This is a genomic window from Algoriphagus vanfongensis DSM 17529 (assembly GCF_000429465.1).
GTDB lineage: Bacteria > Bacteroidota > Bacteroidia > Cytophagales > Cyclobacteriaceae > Algoriphagus > Algoriphagus vanfongensis.
Window position 1 is genome coordinate 11,613 of the sequence record NZ_AUBX01000011.1, and the last position, 15,223, is coordinate 26,835.

General features: G+C 45.4%; 12 protein-coding genes. 7 read left to right on the forward strand and 5 right to left on the reverse strand.

Annotation, left to right across the window (positions count from 1 at the left end; all coding sequences use genetic code 11):
* Positions 1–184 precede the first annotated feature (184 nt).
* Genes rodA through G460_RS0108900 form a run of 5 tightly spaced genes read right to left on the reverse strand, consistent with a single transcriptional unit; the run spans position 185 to position 5,648 of the window.
* Positions 185–1,462: a rod shape-determining protein RodA gene (gene rodA / locus G460_RS0108880; protein ID WP_026955017.1), complete on the reverse strand. Its 1,278-nt coding sequence runs from the start codon at positions 1,460–1,462 to the stop codon at positions 185–187.
* The gene (gene mrdA / locus G460_RS0108885; RefSeq protein WP_026955018.1) at positions 1,463–3,265 is read right to left on the reverse strand and encodes a penicillin-binding protein 2; all 1,803 of its coding nucleotides are present in this window, start codon (positions 3,263–3,265) and stop codon (positions 1,463–1,465) included.
* Positions 3,265–3,786 (reverse strand): rod shape-determining protein MreD, encoded by a 522-nt coding sequence (mreD, locus tag G460_RS0108890; RefSeq protein WP_026955019.1) that lies wholly within the window; start codon positions 3,784–3,786, stop codon positions 3,265–3,267. The genes mrdA and mreD overlap by 1 nt, the downstream gene beginning before the upstream one ends.
* The gene (gene mreC, locus G460_RS0108895; RefSeq protein ID WP_026955020.1) at positions 3,776–4,612 is read right to left on the reverse strand and encodes a rod shape-determining protein MreC; all 837 of its coding nucleotides are present in this window, start codon (positions 4,610–4,612) and stop codon (positions 3,776–3,778) included. The genes mreD and mreC overlap by 11 nt, the downstream gene beginning before the upstream one ends.
* Before the next feature lie 7 nt (positions 4,613–4,619).
* On the reverse strand, positions 4,620–5,648 hold the full coding sequence (locus G460_RS0108900; protein ID WP_026955021.1) for a rod shape-determining protein: 1,029 nt from the start codon (positions 5,646–5,648) through the stop codon (positions 4,620–4,622).
* A 334-nt stretch (positions 5,649–5,982) separates the two neighbouring features.
* Between G460_RS0108900 and G460_RS0108910 the strand changes: the two genes are divergently transcribed.
* The 7 genes from G460_RS0108910 (at position 5,983) to G460_RS0108940 (ending at position 15,201) form a co-directional block, all read left to right on the forward strand.
* Entirely contained in the window at positions 5,983–6,456 is a 474-nt protein-coding gene (locus G460_RS0108910; protein WP_026955023.1) for a ribosome maturation factor RimP, read from the forward strand.
* A 5-nt stretch (positions 6,457–6,461) separates the two neighbouring features.
* The gene (gene nusA / locus G460_RS0108915; RefSeq protein WP_026955024.1) at positions 6,462–7,706 is read left to right on the forward strand and encodes a transcription termination factor NusA; all 1,245 of its coding nucleotides are present in this window, start codon (positions 6,462–6,464) and stop codon (positions 7,704–7,706) included.
* A 62-nt stretch (positions 7,707–7,768) separates the two neighbouring features.
* On the forward strand, positions 7,769–10,600 hold the full coding sequence (gene infB / locus G460_RS0108920) for a translation initiation factor IF-2 (RefSeq protein ID WP_026955025.1): 2,832 nt from the start codon (positions 7,769–7,771) through the stop codon (positions 10,598–10,600).
* Between the two features lie 319 nt (positions 10,601–10,919).
* Positions 10,920–11,465: a DinB family protein gene (locus tag G460_RS0108925; protein ID WP_026955026.1), complete on the forward strand. Its 546-nt coding sequence runs from the start codon at positions 10,920–10,922 to the stop codon at positions 11,463–11,465.
* A gap of 117 nt (positions 11,466–11,582) precedes the next feature.
* On the forward strand, positions 11,583–12,683 hold the full coding sequence (locus tag G460_RS0108930; RefSeq protein WP_245578716.1) for a hypothetical protein: 1,101 nt from the start codon (positions 11,583–11,585) through the stop codon (positions 12,681–12,683).
* A gap of 42 nt (positions 12,684–12,725) precedes the next feature.
* Positions 12,726–13,655 (forward strand): transporter, encoded by a 930-nt coding sequence (locus tag G460_RS0108935; protein WP_026955028.1) that lies wholly within the window; start codon positions 12,726–12,728, stop codon positions 13,653–13,655.
* A 10-nt stretch (positions 13,656–13,665) separates the two neighbouring features.
* On the forward strand, positions 13,666–15,201 hold the full coding sequence (locus G460_RS0108940; RefSeq protein ID WP_026955029.1) for a vanadium-dependent haloperoxidase: 1,536 nt from the start codon (positions 13,666–13,668) through the stop codon (positions 15,199–15,201).
* The last annotated feature ends 22 nt before the right edge of the window (positions 15,202–15,223 follow it).

Consider the following 15,223-nt stretch of genomic DNA (forward strand, 5'->3'; position numbering starts at 1 on the left):
GTAAAAAATAGAACTTGAAGAAGTGACACCGCTCCGAAATTGTAATCAAGCCTTTCCTGAAATGGAAAGGCTTTTTATTTTTCAACTAGACAGAGAGATTACCGCGAATAGCATGTAATGATCAGTCTTCCATCCTAAACTCAAAGAAATTGGGATTGTATCGAAAAGCGGATTTACTTTTCACTTAATAAATCCTTCCTAGCTGCTGAGATCTGGAAGAGTCGAGCTTGACGAAAATGAAAAGCAATACGGTGAATGCCCAAAGGGATGATCCACCATAGCTGAAGAATGGGAGTGGAATCCCGACCACGGGAAATAGTCCGATGGTCATTGCGATATTGATCATAAAGTGGAAAAGTAAGATCGAGATCACGCAATAGCCATAGATTCGAGCAAATCGAGTTTTCTGTCTTTCGGCCATCACCACAAGTCTTACCAGCAATGTGACAAAGAGTCCAATCACCACTAGGCTCCCGACCCAGCCAAATTCCTCTCCCAAGGTGCAAAAAATAAAATCGGTGTGCTGCTCCGGTACAAAATCAAACTTGGTCTGAGTTCCTTCCAAGTATCCTTTGCCCAGCAGTCCCCCTGATCCAATTGCGATCTTGGATTGAGTCACATTCCAGCCCACACCTAGAGGATCTAGGTTGGGGTTGAAAAGAACCATAATCCTGTTTTGCTGATGCTCTGGAAGCTTGGAAACTACAAAGTCAATACTGTAGCTGTACGCAATCATTCCGATGCCGATCAAAGAAAAAGCGACAATTCTCTGCCAGGTTTTCTTTCCCATTAGAATCAAGATCAGCATGATCAAAACGATCCCGATGGCCAAATAGAGATTGTTTTCAATGCCCAAAGAAAGTAGGGAAAGTGCTATGAAACCAATGCCCAAAATATAGTATCGCTGAGGAAATCCTTCTCTGTAAAACATCAGAAACATGGAAAAATACACCATGGCAGTCCCTGTGTCCGGTTGGAGGAGGATCAGAAAAACCGGCAGAATCAAAACCCCAAAAGCTGTTAATTGATCCTTGGTTTTGGTCAGATCAAAAGAAGGCCTTTCCATGACTTTGGCGAGAGCCAAAGCTGTTGCCAACTTGGCAAACTCTCCGGGCTGAATCCGTAAGGAACCCACACCGATAGACAATACTTGGCCATTCACTTCCTTTCCTATAAAAGGAGTAGCGATCAAGATGAGAATGAATACGAGATAGATATAGAGGGAGAGATTTTCGAAAAACCGATAATCTGCTACCATAATGAGGATGATCAAAACGACAGAAATCCCGATCCGGACCAATTGCTGACCGGAATTGATGGACATGTCAAACATACTCTGGGGCGCCTGACTGTCATAGACTGCAGCGTAGATATTGAACCAGCCGATAAAGACCAGTGCGAAATAAATAACTACGACCAACCAGTCTACCCGGCTTATTTGTACGTCTGCAGATCCCCTCATTTAATAGATAAAATTACCGGCAAGTACATATTCCTGAAGTGCCGGACGTGTGATTTCTCCTTTGATGTATTTTTCTATCATCAGAGAAGCTGTACTGGCTGCTGCACGACCTCCCCAGCCGGCATTTTCCACATAGACGGCGATGGCGATTTTGGGATCATCCTTTGGAGCGAAAGCCACAAAAACCGAGTGATCTTCTCCGTGTGGGTTTTGGGCTGTCCCTGTTTTACCAGCAATGACAAGATCTTGAATGATCGCTCTAGTAGCCGTACCATAGAGTGCCTCTGCCATGGCATCCTGTACCATGTCAAAATGATGCGCGTCCACACCCACCTCATTTTTCACCCGGTATTCCGCAGGGATTTGACTAGGATCTCCGTCTACCGCTTTGATAAGGTGCGGAGTATAATAATAGCCTTTGTTCGCGAAAATAGCCGCCAAGTTTGCCATCTGTAAAGGCGTCACTTGAAGTTCTCCTTGGCCAATAGAAAGAGAGTAGATGGTAGAATATTTCCATCTGCCTTCTCCATAAAACCGATCGTAAAGTTGGCTAGAGGGGACATCGCCTCCTTTTTCACCTACGATGTCTATTCCCAGTCTTCCTCCCAATCCGAATTTCATGACCTTTCCTCTCCAATCATCCAAGCCTATTTCGGTGTCTTTGAAGGTGTTGCTTGACACTTCCCGATTGATCATTTTACGAAATGCCTGATGGTAATAGGGATTGCAAGAGTTTCGGATAGCTCCGAAAAGATTGACTGGTGAAGGGTGATTGTGGCAGGCCACTAGTGACTTGTTGCAGGCAAATGTAGTTTCAGGAAATAATATTCCATCCTGTAAACCGATCAGACTCTGGACGATTTTGAAAATGGACCCCGGGGGATACATCGCCATGATAGGGCGATTGAAAAGGGGTTTTTGAGGATCTTTATTGAGTCGGGTATAGGTTTTGCCAAACTCGGATCCTGTCAATTCATTGGGGTTGTAGTAGGGGGCCGAGATCATGGCAAGAATCTCTCCGGATTTAGGTTCGATAGCGACCACGGAGCCGGTTTTGCCCTGCATCAAAAATTCACCATAAAGCTGCAACTCACGATCCAGCGTGGAGGTCAGATTGCGGCCGGCTACAGAAGCAGTGTCATATTCCCCGTCTTTGAAAGGTCCTTTGTCGATCCCTCGTACATTGACCATTTTATATTTGACGCCCTTGACACCTCGGAGATCGTCTTCGTAGTAGCGCTCCAATCCACTTAATCCCACATAGTCTCCTTGAGAATAATAGTTGACACTATCACGCTCCAACTGGCGGGCACTGATTTCACCGATATAGCCCAAGGCATGAGATGCAATGGGCTCTGGATAAGACCTGACTGACCTAGTCATGATAAACAGTCCCGGATAGTCGATCAAATAATCCTGCATTTTGGCAAACTCGGTGGTAGAGATTTGCTTGATCAGCGGAGAAGGCTTGACCCAGGAGTATTTACGGGCTGCATTGTAATTTTCGATCAGATGTTCTTTGCTGATATCAAAAAGCTCCAAAAATCGAGCTGTATCCTGCACGTTAAATTCCTTGGGCACGACCATCAGGTCGAAGATAGGATTGTTGTATACCAACAACTTCCCGTTACGGTCATATACCAGTCCGCGGTAGGGGTGATCCACGACACGCTGAATGGCATTTCGCTCAGCTCTTTTCATAAAGCTGTCGTCCATGACCTGAATGGAGAAAAGCTTGGTCAACAATACCAAGCCTACTCCCAAAATTAATAGGATGATGACTACTGGTCTCTGATCTTTCATTAAATTCCTCTCCTGCGTTTAAAGAACAGCAACTGTACAAGTATAGCCAAAACGAAGGTCAAAATCGAGGAAAAAAAGCTTTTGTTCAGTACCTGAAAAAAGCCTCCTGTGCCCCATTGGTCTATCAGAAAGAAGACCAGAGAAAATGCAAATAGCATAGGCATGGCGTAAGTAAAGTACCAACCCATTCCCATTTCTTTCAAGTCAGGTTCACTGCTGTCTGTATAGCCTCCGGTAGGGCTGATGACTTTGAGCCAGTAGGGGCGCAAAAAGCCAATGAATGTGGCTGCTGCAGCGTGTATACCGATGGTGTCATAAAAGATATCAACGGTCAATCCCATTCCAAAACTGATCAAAATCAAGGGGACGTGATCAATCGTAACAGGCAGTGACAATATCGCCAAAAGATATAGGAAGCACATCGCCACCCCAAATAGCGCCAGATTCTTCAGTAGAAGAATCTGCACACAGATCAGGACTAAGCCCAATAAGAAATAGGTGATGAATGTCCTAATATTCATTGATGACTTCTGCTTCTTGATGTAGAGAATCCAACTCAGGCAATTGAGTGTTTTCTACGAGGTAGACATAGTTGATTTTGCTGAAATCAGCACTTAGTTTCACTTTGATGTCGTGATAGTTCTGATCACTGCCAGGCTCTATTGATAAGATAGTGCCAATAGGAATCCCCTCAGGGAATACGGCATTGAATCCAGAGCTGACAATCGTGTCTCCGACTTGAGCCGTGACATGCCTTGGGACGTAGAGCATTTTGGCCTCATTGGCATTGCCGCCGTCCCAGTTGATTGATCCAAAAACATCAGTTGCTTTGATTTTGGAAGAAATCAGAAGCCCGGTATTGAGTAGAGAGATTCCTACTGAGAAATTTTCAGAAACGGTCTTGATTCGTCCGACAACTCCTTCTTGATTGAAGATACCCATACCTTCTTTCACTCCATCTTTGGCACCTTTGTTTAAGGTGATGTGATTTTGTGCAAATCGGACGGTCTGACTGATCACTCTCGCACTTCTAAACTCGAATGTGGCCTCAAATGCAGAGTCCAATTCGAATGTAACCGAGTCGCTGACAGGTTTCAGTTGGTTCAATGCTTCCAATAGCGCTGCATTTTGCTCTGTGAGTTTCTGATTGGCGTCTGCCAATGAAAAGAAATCCACGACGTCTGACTGAGTCTGAAGTACAGAACCGGTCAGGGCATTGGAGGAGTTAAAGAAAGCAGCACCTTGCGGAGAATTGTTGGCGACTATCATCCAGACTGCCACCACTTCCAGTATTACAAAAAGAAGAAAGGACCTGAGACTATAAAGGAATTGAAGGATGCGTAGCATTCAGGGATTAGGTCATCAATACGGTTCTGAAATTTTGAACGTTTTTCAAGGCGGTTCCGGTACCTCTCACCACAGCTCTCAGCGGATCCTCGGCGATATGGATAGGAAGTTTGGTTTTTTGATGCAATCTCTTGTCAAGACCCTTGAGCAATGCTCCACCACCTGTGAGATGAATCCCATTGTCATAGATATCTGCAGAAAGTTCCGGTGGAGCGATTTCCAAAGCCTTCAAGACCGCTTCCTCTATTTTGGATACAGATTTGTCTAAAGCAAAAGCGATTTCGGAATAAGAGACTTTGATCACTTTAGGGATACCAGTCATCAAGTCACGGCCTCTGATTTCGTAGTCTTCTGGAGCTTCATCCAGCTCAGTCAAGGCCGAACCGATGGCTATTTTTACTTTTTCGGCAGATCGCTCTCCGATCAGTAAGTTGTGCTGCCGGCGCATGTAGTCCAAGATGTCCTTGGTGAAGGTGTCGCCTGCCACTCGGATAGACTGATCAGCCACGATTCCAGACAAAGCGATCAAGGCAATCTCAGTGGTACCGCCCCCGATATCCACGATCATGGAGCCCATCGGTTTTTCGATATCGATACCGATACCGATAGCTGCAGCGATCGGTTCAAAAATCATATAGACCTCTTTGGCCCCTGCATGCTCTGCAGAGTCACGTACGGCTCTTTTTTCTACTTCCGTGATTCCAGAGGGGATACAGATCACCATCCGGTGAGACTGAGGAAACATTCCTTTTTTCTGACCAGGGATCATTTTGATCAGACCACGGATCATCTGCTCGGCGGCGTAGAAGTCTGCGATCACCCCGTCTTTGAGAGGACGGATGGTTTTGATGTTTTCATGGGTTTTCTCGTGCATATTCATCGCCTCTCTCCCTACTGCCAGCACCCGGTTGGTCGTCTTGTCGATCGCAATGATCGAAGGCTCATCTACGACAATTTTGTCCTTGTGAATGATCAGAGTGTTGGCTGTACCCAGGTCGATGGCGATATCGCTTGAGAAAAAATCAAATAATCCCATGTGTATTGATTGGCGTTTACTAATTCAGGTTTACGGTTTAATATAGCACGAAAGAAGATGCTTATTAAACGGGGGTCGGCAAAATTATTATGTTCATCCCACAAAATGGAGTGATTCCCGATATTTTTTGAAGATTATTTTCCCCAGAATTCTCCACTTGGCAGTCAGGCGATCTTCTATCAATCCTGTCATTTTGAGCCCTTTTCCCAGAGCTAGGCGACATTTTTTCGTTTTTTGCCAACAATTGTTTTTCGAATAAAATTATTTTACCTTTGTGCCGTATTCGAAAAGTTTCTGGAGGGGACACCATGTCCCCTCTTTCATTATGCATACTATGTCGGATTTAAAACAAACATTGACTCAGATCGTGGAGAATCATCTGCCGGATGAAAGCCACTTTCTCGTGGAGCTCAGTATGGGTGCCAAAGGGGACCAGACGACGCTCAATATACTGATCGATGCTGATCAGGGTGTGACGATTGAGACTTGTGCCAAAGTCAGCAGAAATGTCTCTGAGGAGATCGAGGCCAAAGATCTGATCGATACGGCCTATCGAATCGAGGTGTCTTCTCCCGGGGTGGATTATCCGCTTGCCAGCAGGAGACAGTATCAGAAAAATATAGGCAGGACGCTCAAGGTCAACTTGGAGTCAGGCAAAGAAGTCAAAGGAAAGCTCGTCGATGTCAAAGACCAGGAGATTGTGCTCTTGGTAGCCAAAAAAGAAAAAGGCAAAAAGGCGACTGAGGAAGAGACCTCATTCCCTTTTGAAGAAATAAAAAAATCAGTTGTACAAGTATCTTTTAAATAAATCAAATGGATGCCAAAGTCTTAATAGAATCCTTCGCTGAGTTTGCGAGATCTAAAAATGTGGATCGACCTACCATGATCCGTATTCTTGAAGATGTTTTCAGAGCAATGATTCGGAAGAAGTTTGAAAACGATGACAACTTCGACGTGACGATCAATGCTGATAAGGGAGACTTGGAGATTTTCAGAATCCGGGAGATTGTAGACGACAATTCCGAGGATATTTGGGATCTGGATAAAATCAGTTTTTCCGATGCAAGGAAGATTGAGCCAGATTTTGAGATCGGAGAGGAAGTTTACGAGAAGATCGAGTTGGAGGAGTTTGGAAGAAGAGCTGTACAGATGGCCCGTCAGACTTTGATCCAGCGGATCAAGGATCTTGAAAAAGATATTCTATTCAATAAATACGAAGAGCAAGTAGGAGAGGTCATTTCTGCAGAGGTCTATCAGATCTTGGGCAGAGAGATTCTCTTGATCGATGGAGAAGGCAATGAGCTGATCCTTCCAAAAGGAGAGCAGATCCCTAAGGATAGATTCAGAAAAGGGGATACCGTCAAAGCAATTGTGCACAAAGTGGACATGATGAACGGGAATCCGAAAATCATCCTTTCCCGTACTTCTCCAGTTTTCTTGGAAAGATTATTTGAGAATGAGGTGCCTGAGGTGTACGATGGTCTGATCACGATCGTGAAGATCGTGCGTGAGCCAGGTGAAAGAGCCAAGGTAGCTGTAGAGTCCTACGATGACAGAATCGATCCGGTAGGAGCATGTGTGGGGATGAAAGGATCCAGAATTCACGCCGTCGTTCGGGAGTTGCAAAACGAAAATATCGACGTGATCAATTATACGGACAATTTGGAGCTTTACGTATCCAGAGCCCTGAGCCCTGCCAAAGTTTCCTCCATCTCTGTCAATGAAGAGACCAAGCGGATTTCCGTATTTTTGAAGCCTGATCAGGTTTCATTGGCGATCGGTAAAGGTGGATACAATATCAAATTGGCAAGTCGATTGGTAAACTTTGAGATAGATGTATTCAGAGAGCTTTCCGAAAGCGAGGAAGAAGATGTGGCTCTGATCGAGTTCCAAGACGAAATCGATGCATGGATCATCGAAGAGTTGAAAAAAACCGGATTGGACACTGCCAAGAGTGTATTGGCACTCGGTAAAGAAGATCTACTGAGAAGAACTGAGCTGGAGGAAGAGACAATCGATGAGATTTTCCGAATTCTCAGACAAGAATTTGAACAGTAATGGGCAATAATGCCCGGATAATTACCCAATTTTAAATAAGATTTCGAAAGAGGTTTTTGCTTATGTCAGAAGAAAAAATGATGCGATTAGGCGCTTTAGCTAGAAAACTCAACGTGGGAACGGCAACCATCGTGGAGTCTCTGGCAAAAAAGGGCTTTGACGTGCAGGACAATCCGAATTCCAAAATCAGCATGGAGCAGGTAAATATGCTGAACAAGGAATTTAAGTCCTCCGCACTTGAGAAGGAAGAGGCTTCCCACCTCTCGATAGGGAAAAGGCATGAAACAGTCTCCTTGGAACCAGAACCAAAGCCTGAGCCCAAGCAAGAGACTAAACCAGAGCCAGCACCGGCGGAACCTACCCCGGCGCCTGCGCCCAAGCCTGAGCCAGCACCTGAGGCTAAAAAAGAGGAACCAGCACCTGCTCCAAAACCAGCACCTACTGCCACTCCTGAGCCGGAGAAAATCTCCAATGAAGGCCCAAAACTAGAAGGCATTAAGGTCTTGGGAAAAATAGATTTGAACAAAAAGCCGACACCGGCTCCTAAACCTGCGGCTCCTGCGAAGGCTCCAGAGGCAAAAGCATCACCAAAACCTGAGGCTCCTAAAAAACCTCAAGCTCCAAAGACAGAAGCAAACCCTGTAGACAAAGCACCTCAGCCGAAGGACAAGCCGACTACACCGCCCAAAGCAGAAAAGCCTGCAGCTCCAGCTACTCCTCCTAAACCGGAAAAGCCAGCTGAAAATGAGGTGATTGCCGCTAAAGCAGACTCTCTCAAAGGACTGACCGTGTTGGGTAAAATTGAACTTCCGGTAGATAAGCCTAAGAAGAAAGGCGGTCCGGTAGCTTCCTCAGATGAAAAGTCGAGGGACAAAAAACGTCCTCGTAAAAGAATCGATAAAGGAGGCAATCAAGGAAACCGGAATCAAGGTGGAAACCAAGGAAACCGGAATCAAGGGAATCGAGGTCCGAGAGGAAATCAGCAGCAGAGAACTCAAAAAGCTGAACCTACTCAGAAGGAGATCCAAGATCAAATCAAGCAGACACTGGCTAGACTCCAGGGCAATAAGTCCGGTGGAAAGAAAAGCCGTAGAGATAAAAAGGCCGAACGCGAGCGTGAGGTAGATGTAGAAAACGAAGAAAACAAAATCCTAAAGGTAACTGAGTTTATCTCAGCAAATGACCTTGCGGCGTTGATGGATGTGACTGTCAATCAGATTATCTCCACCTGTATGTCCTTGGGAATGTTCGTTTCTATCAACCAGCGACTAGATGCAGAGGCAATTACCATTATTGCTGATGAATTTGGCTACGATGTAGAATTTACCAAAGATATCGAGGAAGAAGCAGTAGCAGTAGAGGAGGAAAGCCCAGAAGATCTCGAAGAGAGAGCTCCGATTGTGACCATCATGGGTCACGTCGATCACGGTAAAACTTCCTTGCTCGATTATATCCGTATGTCCAAAGTCACCGCAGATGAAGCCGGGGGAATTACCCAGCACATCGGTGCCTATGACGTAATGACCAAAACGGGGCATAAAATTGCATTCTTGGATACTCCGGGACACGAAGCCTTTACAGCGATGCGTGCTCGTGGTGCCAAAATCACAGACGTGGCGATTATCGTGATCGCAGCTGATGATAGCATCATGCCTCAAACCAAAGAAGCTATCAATCACGCGCAGGTAGCGGGTGTACCGATGATCTTTGCGATCAATAAAGTGGATAAGCCAAATGCGAATCCAAACAAGATCAAGGAGGAACTGGCAAATATGAATCTCTTGGTAGAAGAGTGGGGTGGAAAATTCCAGTCCCAGGATATCTCAGCCAAGACAGGTCAAGGTGTGGATGAATTGTTGGAAAAAGTCCTACTCGAATCTGAAATCCTTGAACTCAAAGCGAATCCAAACAAAAATGCGGTTGGCTCTATTATCGAAGCTTCCTTGGACAAAGGACGAGGCTATGTAGCTACGATGATGATTCAGTCTGGTACCTTGAGAGTCGGAGATGTCATGCTAGCTGGTCAGCACTATGGACGTGTGAAGGCGATGTTTGATCACAAAGGCAAAAAACTCAAGGAAGCTGGGCCATCTACGCCTGCTCAGGTGCTAGGTCTAAGTGGTGCACCACAGGCTGGTGATACCGTCAAAGTCTATGACTCCGAGCGTGAGGCAAGAGAGATTGCCAACTCTAGAGAGCAGATCCAGCGTGAGCAAAGCTTGAGAACTAAAAAGCATATCACTTTGGATGAGATCGGTCGTCGTTTGGCAATCGGTTCATTTAAAGAATTGAATATCATCATCAAAGGTGACGTGGATGGTTCCGTTGAGGCACTTTCTGATTCCTTGCTGAAGCTATCCAAAGACGAAGTAAAAGTAAGCATCATCCACAAAGGTGTGGGGCAGATTTCCGAATCCGATGTATTGCTTGCTTCGGCTTCTGATGCAATCATCCTCGGCTTCCAGGTTCGTCCTTCTGCAAATGCTAAGAGATTGGCCGAGCAGGAAGAAATCGAAATCCGTCATTACTCCATCATCTATGATGCGATCAACCAGATCAAGGATGCGATCGAAGGTATGCTTGAGCCTGAGTTTGAAGAAGTGATCACTGGTAATATCCAAGTGAGAGAAGTCTTCAAGATTTCTAAAGTAGGTACAGTCGCGGGTTCTTATGTGACCGATGGCTATATCACCAGAAAGAACAAGATCCGTGTCATTCGGGATGGTATCGTCATCCACGAAGGTGAAATCGATCAGTTGAAGCGATTCAAAGACGATGTAGCTGAAGTGAAAGCCGGATACGAATGTGGTATTTCGATCAAAGGTTTCAACAATATCCAGATCGATGATACGATCGAAGGATATGAAATGAGAGAAGTGAAGCGGAAAAAATAATCCGTAAAAAATAATGAAGGTAAAGGGACGGTGAGAATCGTCCCTTTTTTTAGTTTTAGATATGCTTGAGGCGTTGCATGCAGTGATATGGATTCTTTGGGTTTTAGCCTTGGTCCAGTTGATCCTGGGGTTGATCCGACCAGTTTGGGTATTATGGTTTTTGGATAGTTTTCACAGACTTCGTGTGATTCAGATCTTTGGAACAGTACTTCTTTCTTTAACTATAATATTATTCGTTATATTTTTATTTTCCTGAAATAATATCCTGTAAAATTTGGATCAAAAGGGCTTTTATAATTAATTGGGTCAAATTTACCCATTGAGAAAATTCGCCTCCATACTGCTTTTTGCTTGCTTTGCCATCTACCACTTTGGCTACTATGGATTCTATTATTCTCATCAATACCAGCTAGAGTCTGAATGGCATGAGAGGATCTATGGGGTAGAGGATCTGCCTCAGCAGGAGCAACTCATGGAAATTCCACTTGCGGCGCCTTACATGGCCAATCAGGAAGAGTTTCAGGCTACCAATACCAGTTTTGAAAAAGATGGTCGCTATTATCGAGCGATCAAGCAGCGCTATCAAAATGATACCTTACAAATAATCTATGTGCCGGATACGGCTCGGAAGACCTTAGAGAATACAGTTCAGCGCTGGATTTCATCCTTGACAGAAGACGAGCAATCTCAAGATCAGGGAAGCACTGTACAAATGAAACTTTTCGCCAAAGACTATTTGGAATCGGGCACTTTAGACTTGCAATCGCCCGAGAGAAGTATTTTTAGTATACAGATTGGGTACGTTTTTTCATCTTACCAGACTCGATCTACTCATCCAGATTCCCCTCCTCCTCAGCATAGCTAGGTGACATGCGACACAGATCTCACGAGTCCTATGATTCTGGCTGGGATCTCTATATATCTATCTTATGTCAAGCCTCTGCTTGACTGTCATCTGTTACGCTTTATTCTAATGAAAAAAATGATACTATCAGGACTCGTAGCAGCGAGTCTAGGGATACTTCCTGCCCTTTCACATGCGCAAGGCTGTGTAGCTATCCGTCAATTTTCCGGCTTGGGCAATGCCGTAGGCCAAGGCAATATTCTCAATCAAGGGGAATGGAATATTTCTGCCAATTACCGCTATTTCAAATCATTCCGACATTTCAGAGGGACACATGAGGAGCCTAACCGAATCGAAGACGGCACTGAGGTGATCAATCATCAGCATGGATTGGATATCAATGTCAGCTATGCCTTTACCGAGCGTATCTACGGGATCGTTTCTCTTCCTTTCCAATACAATGAACGTAGCTCTTTGTACGAACATGGTCGGACGGAGAGGCATACTACCTATTCCAAGGGCTTCAGCGATATGAGAATCGGAGCTGGCTATTGGTTACTATCTGGCGAAAAGGCCAAAAAAGGAAATACGGCAATCGGCTTGGGTTTAAAGTTCCCGACTGGGGACTATGCGGCGACCAGCACCTTTTACAATCAGGGAGGGGAAGGATTGCCGGAGGAGAAAACCGTAGATCAATCCATCCAATTGGGGGACGGGGGTACCGGAATCATCTTGGATTTCCAGGGGCTCTGGAATATTGGCGGAACCAATTTCTGGTACTACGATGGGTTTTATATGCTCAGTCCCAAAGAAACCAATGGAACTCCTACAAATAGACGTCGGGAGAATGAGTCCATTATGAGTGTACCGGATCAATATGCTGTGAGAACGGGTGTTTTTCGGTCTTTTGAAAAAATCCATGGTCTCGGCCTATCTCTTGGCGGAAGAATGGAAGGAATTCCGGTTCATGATGTGATCGGTGGAAGTGAAGGATTCCGAAGACCGGGCTATATCATTTCGGTGGAGCCTGGGGTCAGTTATATGAAAGGAAATGTGACAGGCACGCTCAATGTGCCGATAGCTCTTTGGAGAAATAGAACACAAAGTGTCACGGATATCGAGAATTCCACTCCTGATGAAGTCGTCCACGGAGACGCTGCTTTTGCAGATTATCTTATCAATTTCTCTCTGGCTTGGCGCATTCCCAAAAAGGTCAAGGAGGTATTTCATTCACTTTGATAAGGCTCTTAGGAGCATTTTAGAAATTCAATACAATCCAAAATGAACATTCGAATCACTAGCTTGACAGGCATCCTTGGGTGCTTGTTGGGCTTTTCTATAAATACTTTGGCGCAGTCTCCCACGGATGAACTGATGATGCCAAAGAAAGAAATATGTTTCCTGCTCAATTATGAATACGGAGACTTTGACCACTACTGGGAAGGTGACTCTCTGCGGGAAAACGCGACCATCGCTACTGTACAAAGACGAACTCTGCTGCTGATGGCCGCTTATGGAATCACGGACAGACTGGATGCTTACGTGGGGCTTCCCTATGTCTCGACCAATTCTACCACGCCAAATGGTGGGAAGTTTGCCGGGACTTCCGGTATTCAGGATTTGTCCTTGGGTCTGAAGTATAAGGTCATAGAAAGCAAGCAGGAGAAGTCTGATTTTTCTCTTTTTGCTTCAGTTTTGTTTTCTACTCCGGCTTCTAATTACCTCTCTGATTATCAGCCTTACAGCTTAGGGTTGGGAGCACCTCAAATCGCTTGGAGAGCCATCGCCCACTATCAGTTGCAAAGTGGGTTTTATGGGCGTTTATCTGGAGCCTATGTTTGGAAAGGCTATACGGAGGCCGAAAGAGAATACTATTACAATAATGGGAGCTATTACACTGCCTGGATGGATGTGCCCAGTTCATGGAACCTGGATCTTGCAGTAGGTAAATGGTTTTTTGGACATGATCTAAGAGTGGAAGCGACTTTTAGCAGTCAGACCTCGACCTCTGGTGATGATATCCGAGCCTACAATGCCCCTCAGCCTACCAATAAAGTGGATATGAGTAGAGTCGGAGGTTTTGCCCATTATTATTTCCCAAAAGTAAAAGGCTTGGGAGTGCTGGGGTATGCGTCTCAGACTATTTCTGGACAAAATGCTCCGAAAATGACGGCTTTTGGTGGCGGTGTCACATATCAGTTTGGACTCTAATCTATCAATCATGAAAAGAATACAATTACTATATATCCTACTGGCACTTGGCGTATTTTCCTGTAGCAAAGATCTGCCCACTGAGCTAGCGTATTCCAGTTATCAATTTGCAAGCATAGATGAAAATGGCGGTGATTGGATTCCCATTTTGATTTCGGATGGTGCAGCGATAGAGATACCAGTACCGACGGATGTGAATTCTGATGCATATCAAGCGGAGCTAGCAGAGGTGAAATCTGCCATTGCATCGATGACCGCTTCTCAAAAGAAGGCTGTCGAGCAATGGACAAATAACCCTGTTGTGAGATGGAATGAGATTGCGCTGGAGCTTATAGCCAAATACAACTTGATCCCAGGGCCGAATGCCGATGGAACCTATACACTTCCCAATCCTGGCAATCCGGATGGGCCTCCTGCATTCCCATTTGCGCATCCGCCTTATGCGAGTCGGGCTTTGGCTTACATGTCAGTGGCTCAGTTTGATGGGTTGATAGCTGCCTGGCACTACAAATTTGAATACAATAGAGATGCTCCTTATGTCTTAGATCCAGATATTGAGCATGCTTTTGTGGCCAACCCGATCCCTGCGTATCCTTCAGACGGAGCGGTGGTCGCTGCGGCTTCGGGTGCGGTTTTGAAAGCGATGTTTCCCTTGGAGGCTGCCTATCTGGAGCAAAAGCAAAATGAACATTTGGAAGCACTGTTACTTTCAGGTGAGGCTGTCCCAAGTGATTTGGATGGCGGAGTCAAAATAGGGCAGGAAATTGCTGCATTGGCTTTGACCAGAGCCGCAGGTGATGGGATGAAAAATGCCCAAACTTCCAAAGCTGTATCTGATTCCATTGCCAATGCTGCCTATGAAAGGTTTGGCTGGATGTGGATCAACCAAGAATCTCCTCAAAGACCGGTAGGTCTGACGCCACTTTTTGGGAAAGTCAAAATGTGGAATGTTCCAAATGTGGAAGCTACCCGTCCGCCGGTTCCTCCGACTCCAGGTTCAGAGGCTTACAATGCAGATGTGAAAATTCTGGAAGGCTATTTGGCTGAAAAGAACCAAGAATATCGCAGAATCGCCAATTTTTGGCAGGATGGTCTGGGGACCTATACTCCTCCTGGACACTGGAATGAATTTGCCAATCGCTTCATAGTCGAGAGCAAAATGAATACCCTGAGGGCTGCTCGTACCTTGGCCTATCTCAATATGGCAGTGATGGATGCGGGGATCAGTTGCTGGGATGCCAAATATTACTACCACTATCCCCGGCCGATCCAGACGATTGAGGGTTTTAAAACTATTGCGGGTACTCCCAATTTCCCTTCCTACACATCCGGACATTCTGTCTTTTCGGCTGCCGCCGCGGAGGTTCTGGCTTATGTCTTTCCCGAAAAAGCCAACCTAGTGCGAGGTTGGGCGGAAGAAGCTGCTATTTCAAGAGTTTATGGAGGAATTCACTGGACCTTTGATGCAACTGTCGGGACGACACAAGGAATCAACGTGGCCCAATACTCCATCGATCGGGCTAGGCAAGATGGAGCAGATTTTTGATTTTATAGAATAACAAATGAGG

Coding starts and splice junctions, on each gene's coding strand:
- rodA (WP_026955017.1), bottom strand. CDS start 1,462: ATGAGGGGATCTGCAGACGTACAAATAAGCCGGGTAGACTGGTTGGTC.
- mrdA (WP_026955018.1), bottom strand. CDS start 3,265: ATGAAAGATCAGAGACCAGTAGTCATCATCCTATTAATTTTGGGAGTA.
- mreD (WP_026955019.1), bottom strand. CDS start 3,786: ATGAATATTAGGACATTCATCACCTATTTCTTATTGGGCTTAGTCCTG.
- mreC (WP_026955020.1), bottom strand. CDS start 4,612: ATGCTACGCATCCTTCAATTCCTTTATAGTCTCAGGTCCTTTCTTCTT.
- G460_RS0108900 (WP_026955021.1), bottom strand. CDS start 5,648: ATGGGATTATTTGATTTTTTCTCAAGCGATATCGCCATCGACCTGGGT.
- G460_RS0108910 (WP_026955023.1), top strand. CDS start 5,983: ATGTCGGATTTAAAACAAACATTGACTCAGATCGTGGAGAATCATCTG.
- nusA (WP_026955024.1), top strand. CDS start 6,462: ATGGATGCCAAAGTCTTAATAGAATCCTTCGCTGAGTTTGCGAGATCT.
- infB (WP_026955025.1), top strand. CDS start 7,769: ATGTCAGAAGAAAAAATGATGCGATTAGGCGCTTTAGCTAGAAAACTC.
- G460_RS0108930 (WP_245578716.1), top strand. CDS start 11,583: ATGATACTATCAGGACTCGTAGCAGCGAGTCTAGGGATACTTCCTGCC.
- G460_RS0108935 (WP_026955028.1), top strand. CDS start 12,726: ATGAACATTCGAATCACTAGCTTGACAGGCATCCTTGGGTGCTTGTTG.
- G460_RS0108940 (WP_026955029.1), top strand. CDS start 13,666: ATGAAAAGAATACAATTACTATATATCCTACTGGCACTTGGCGTATTT.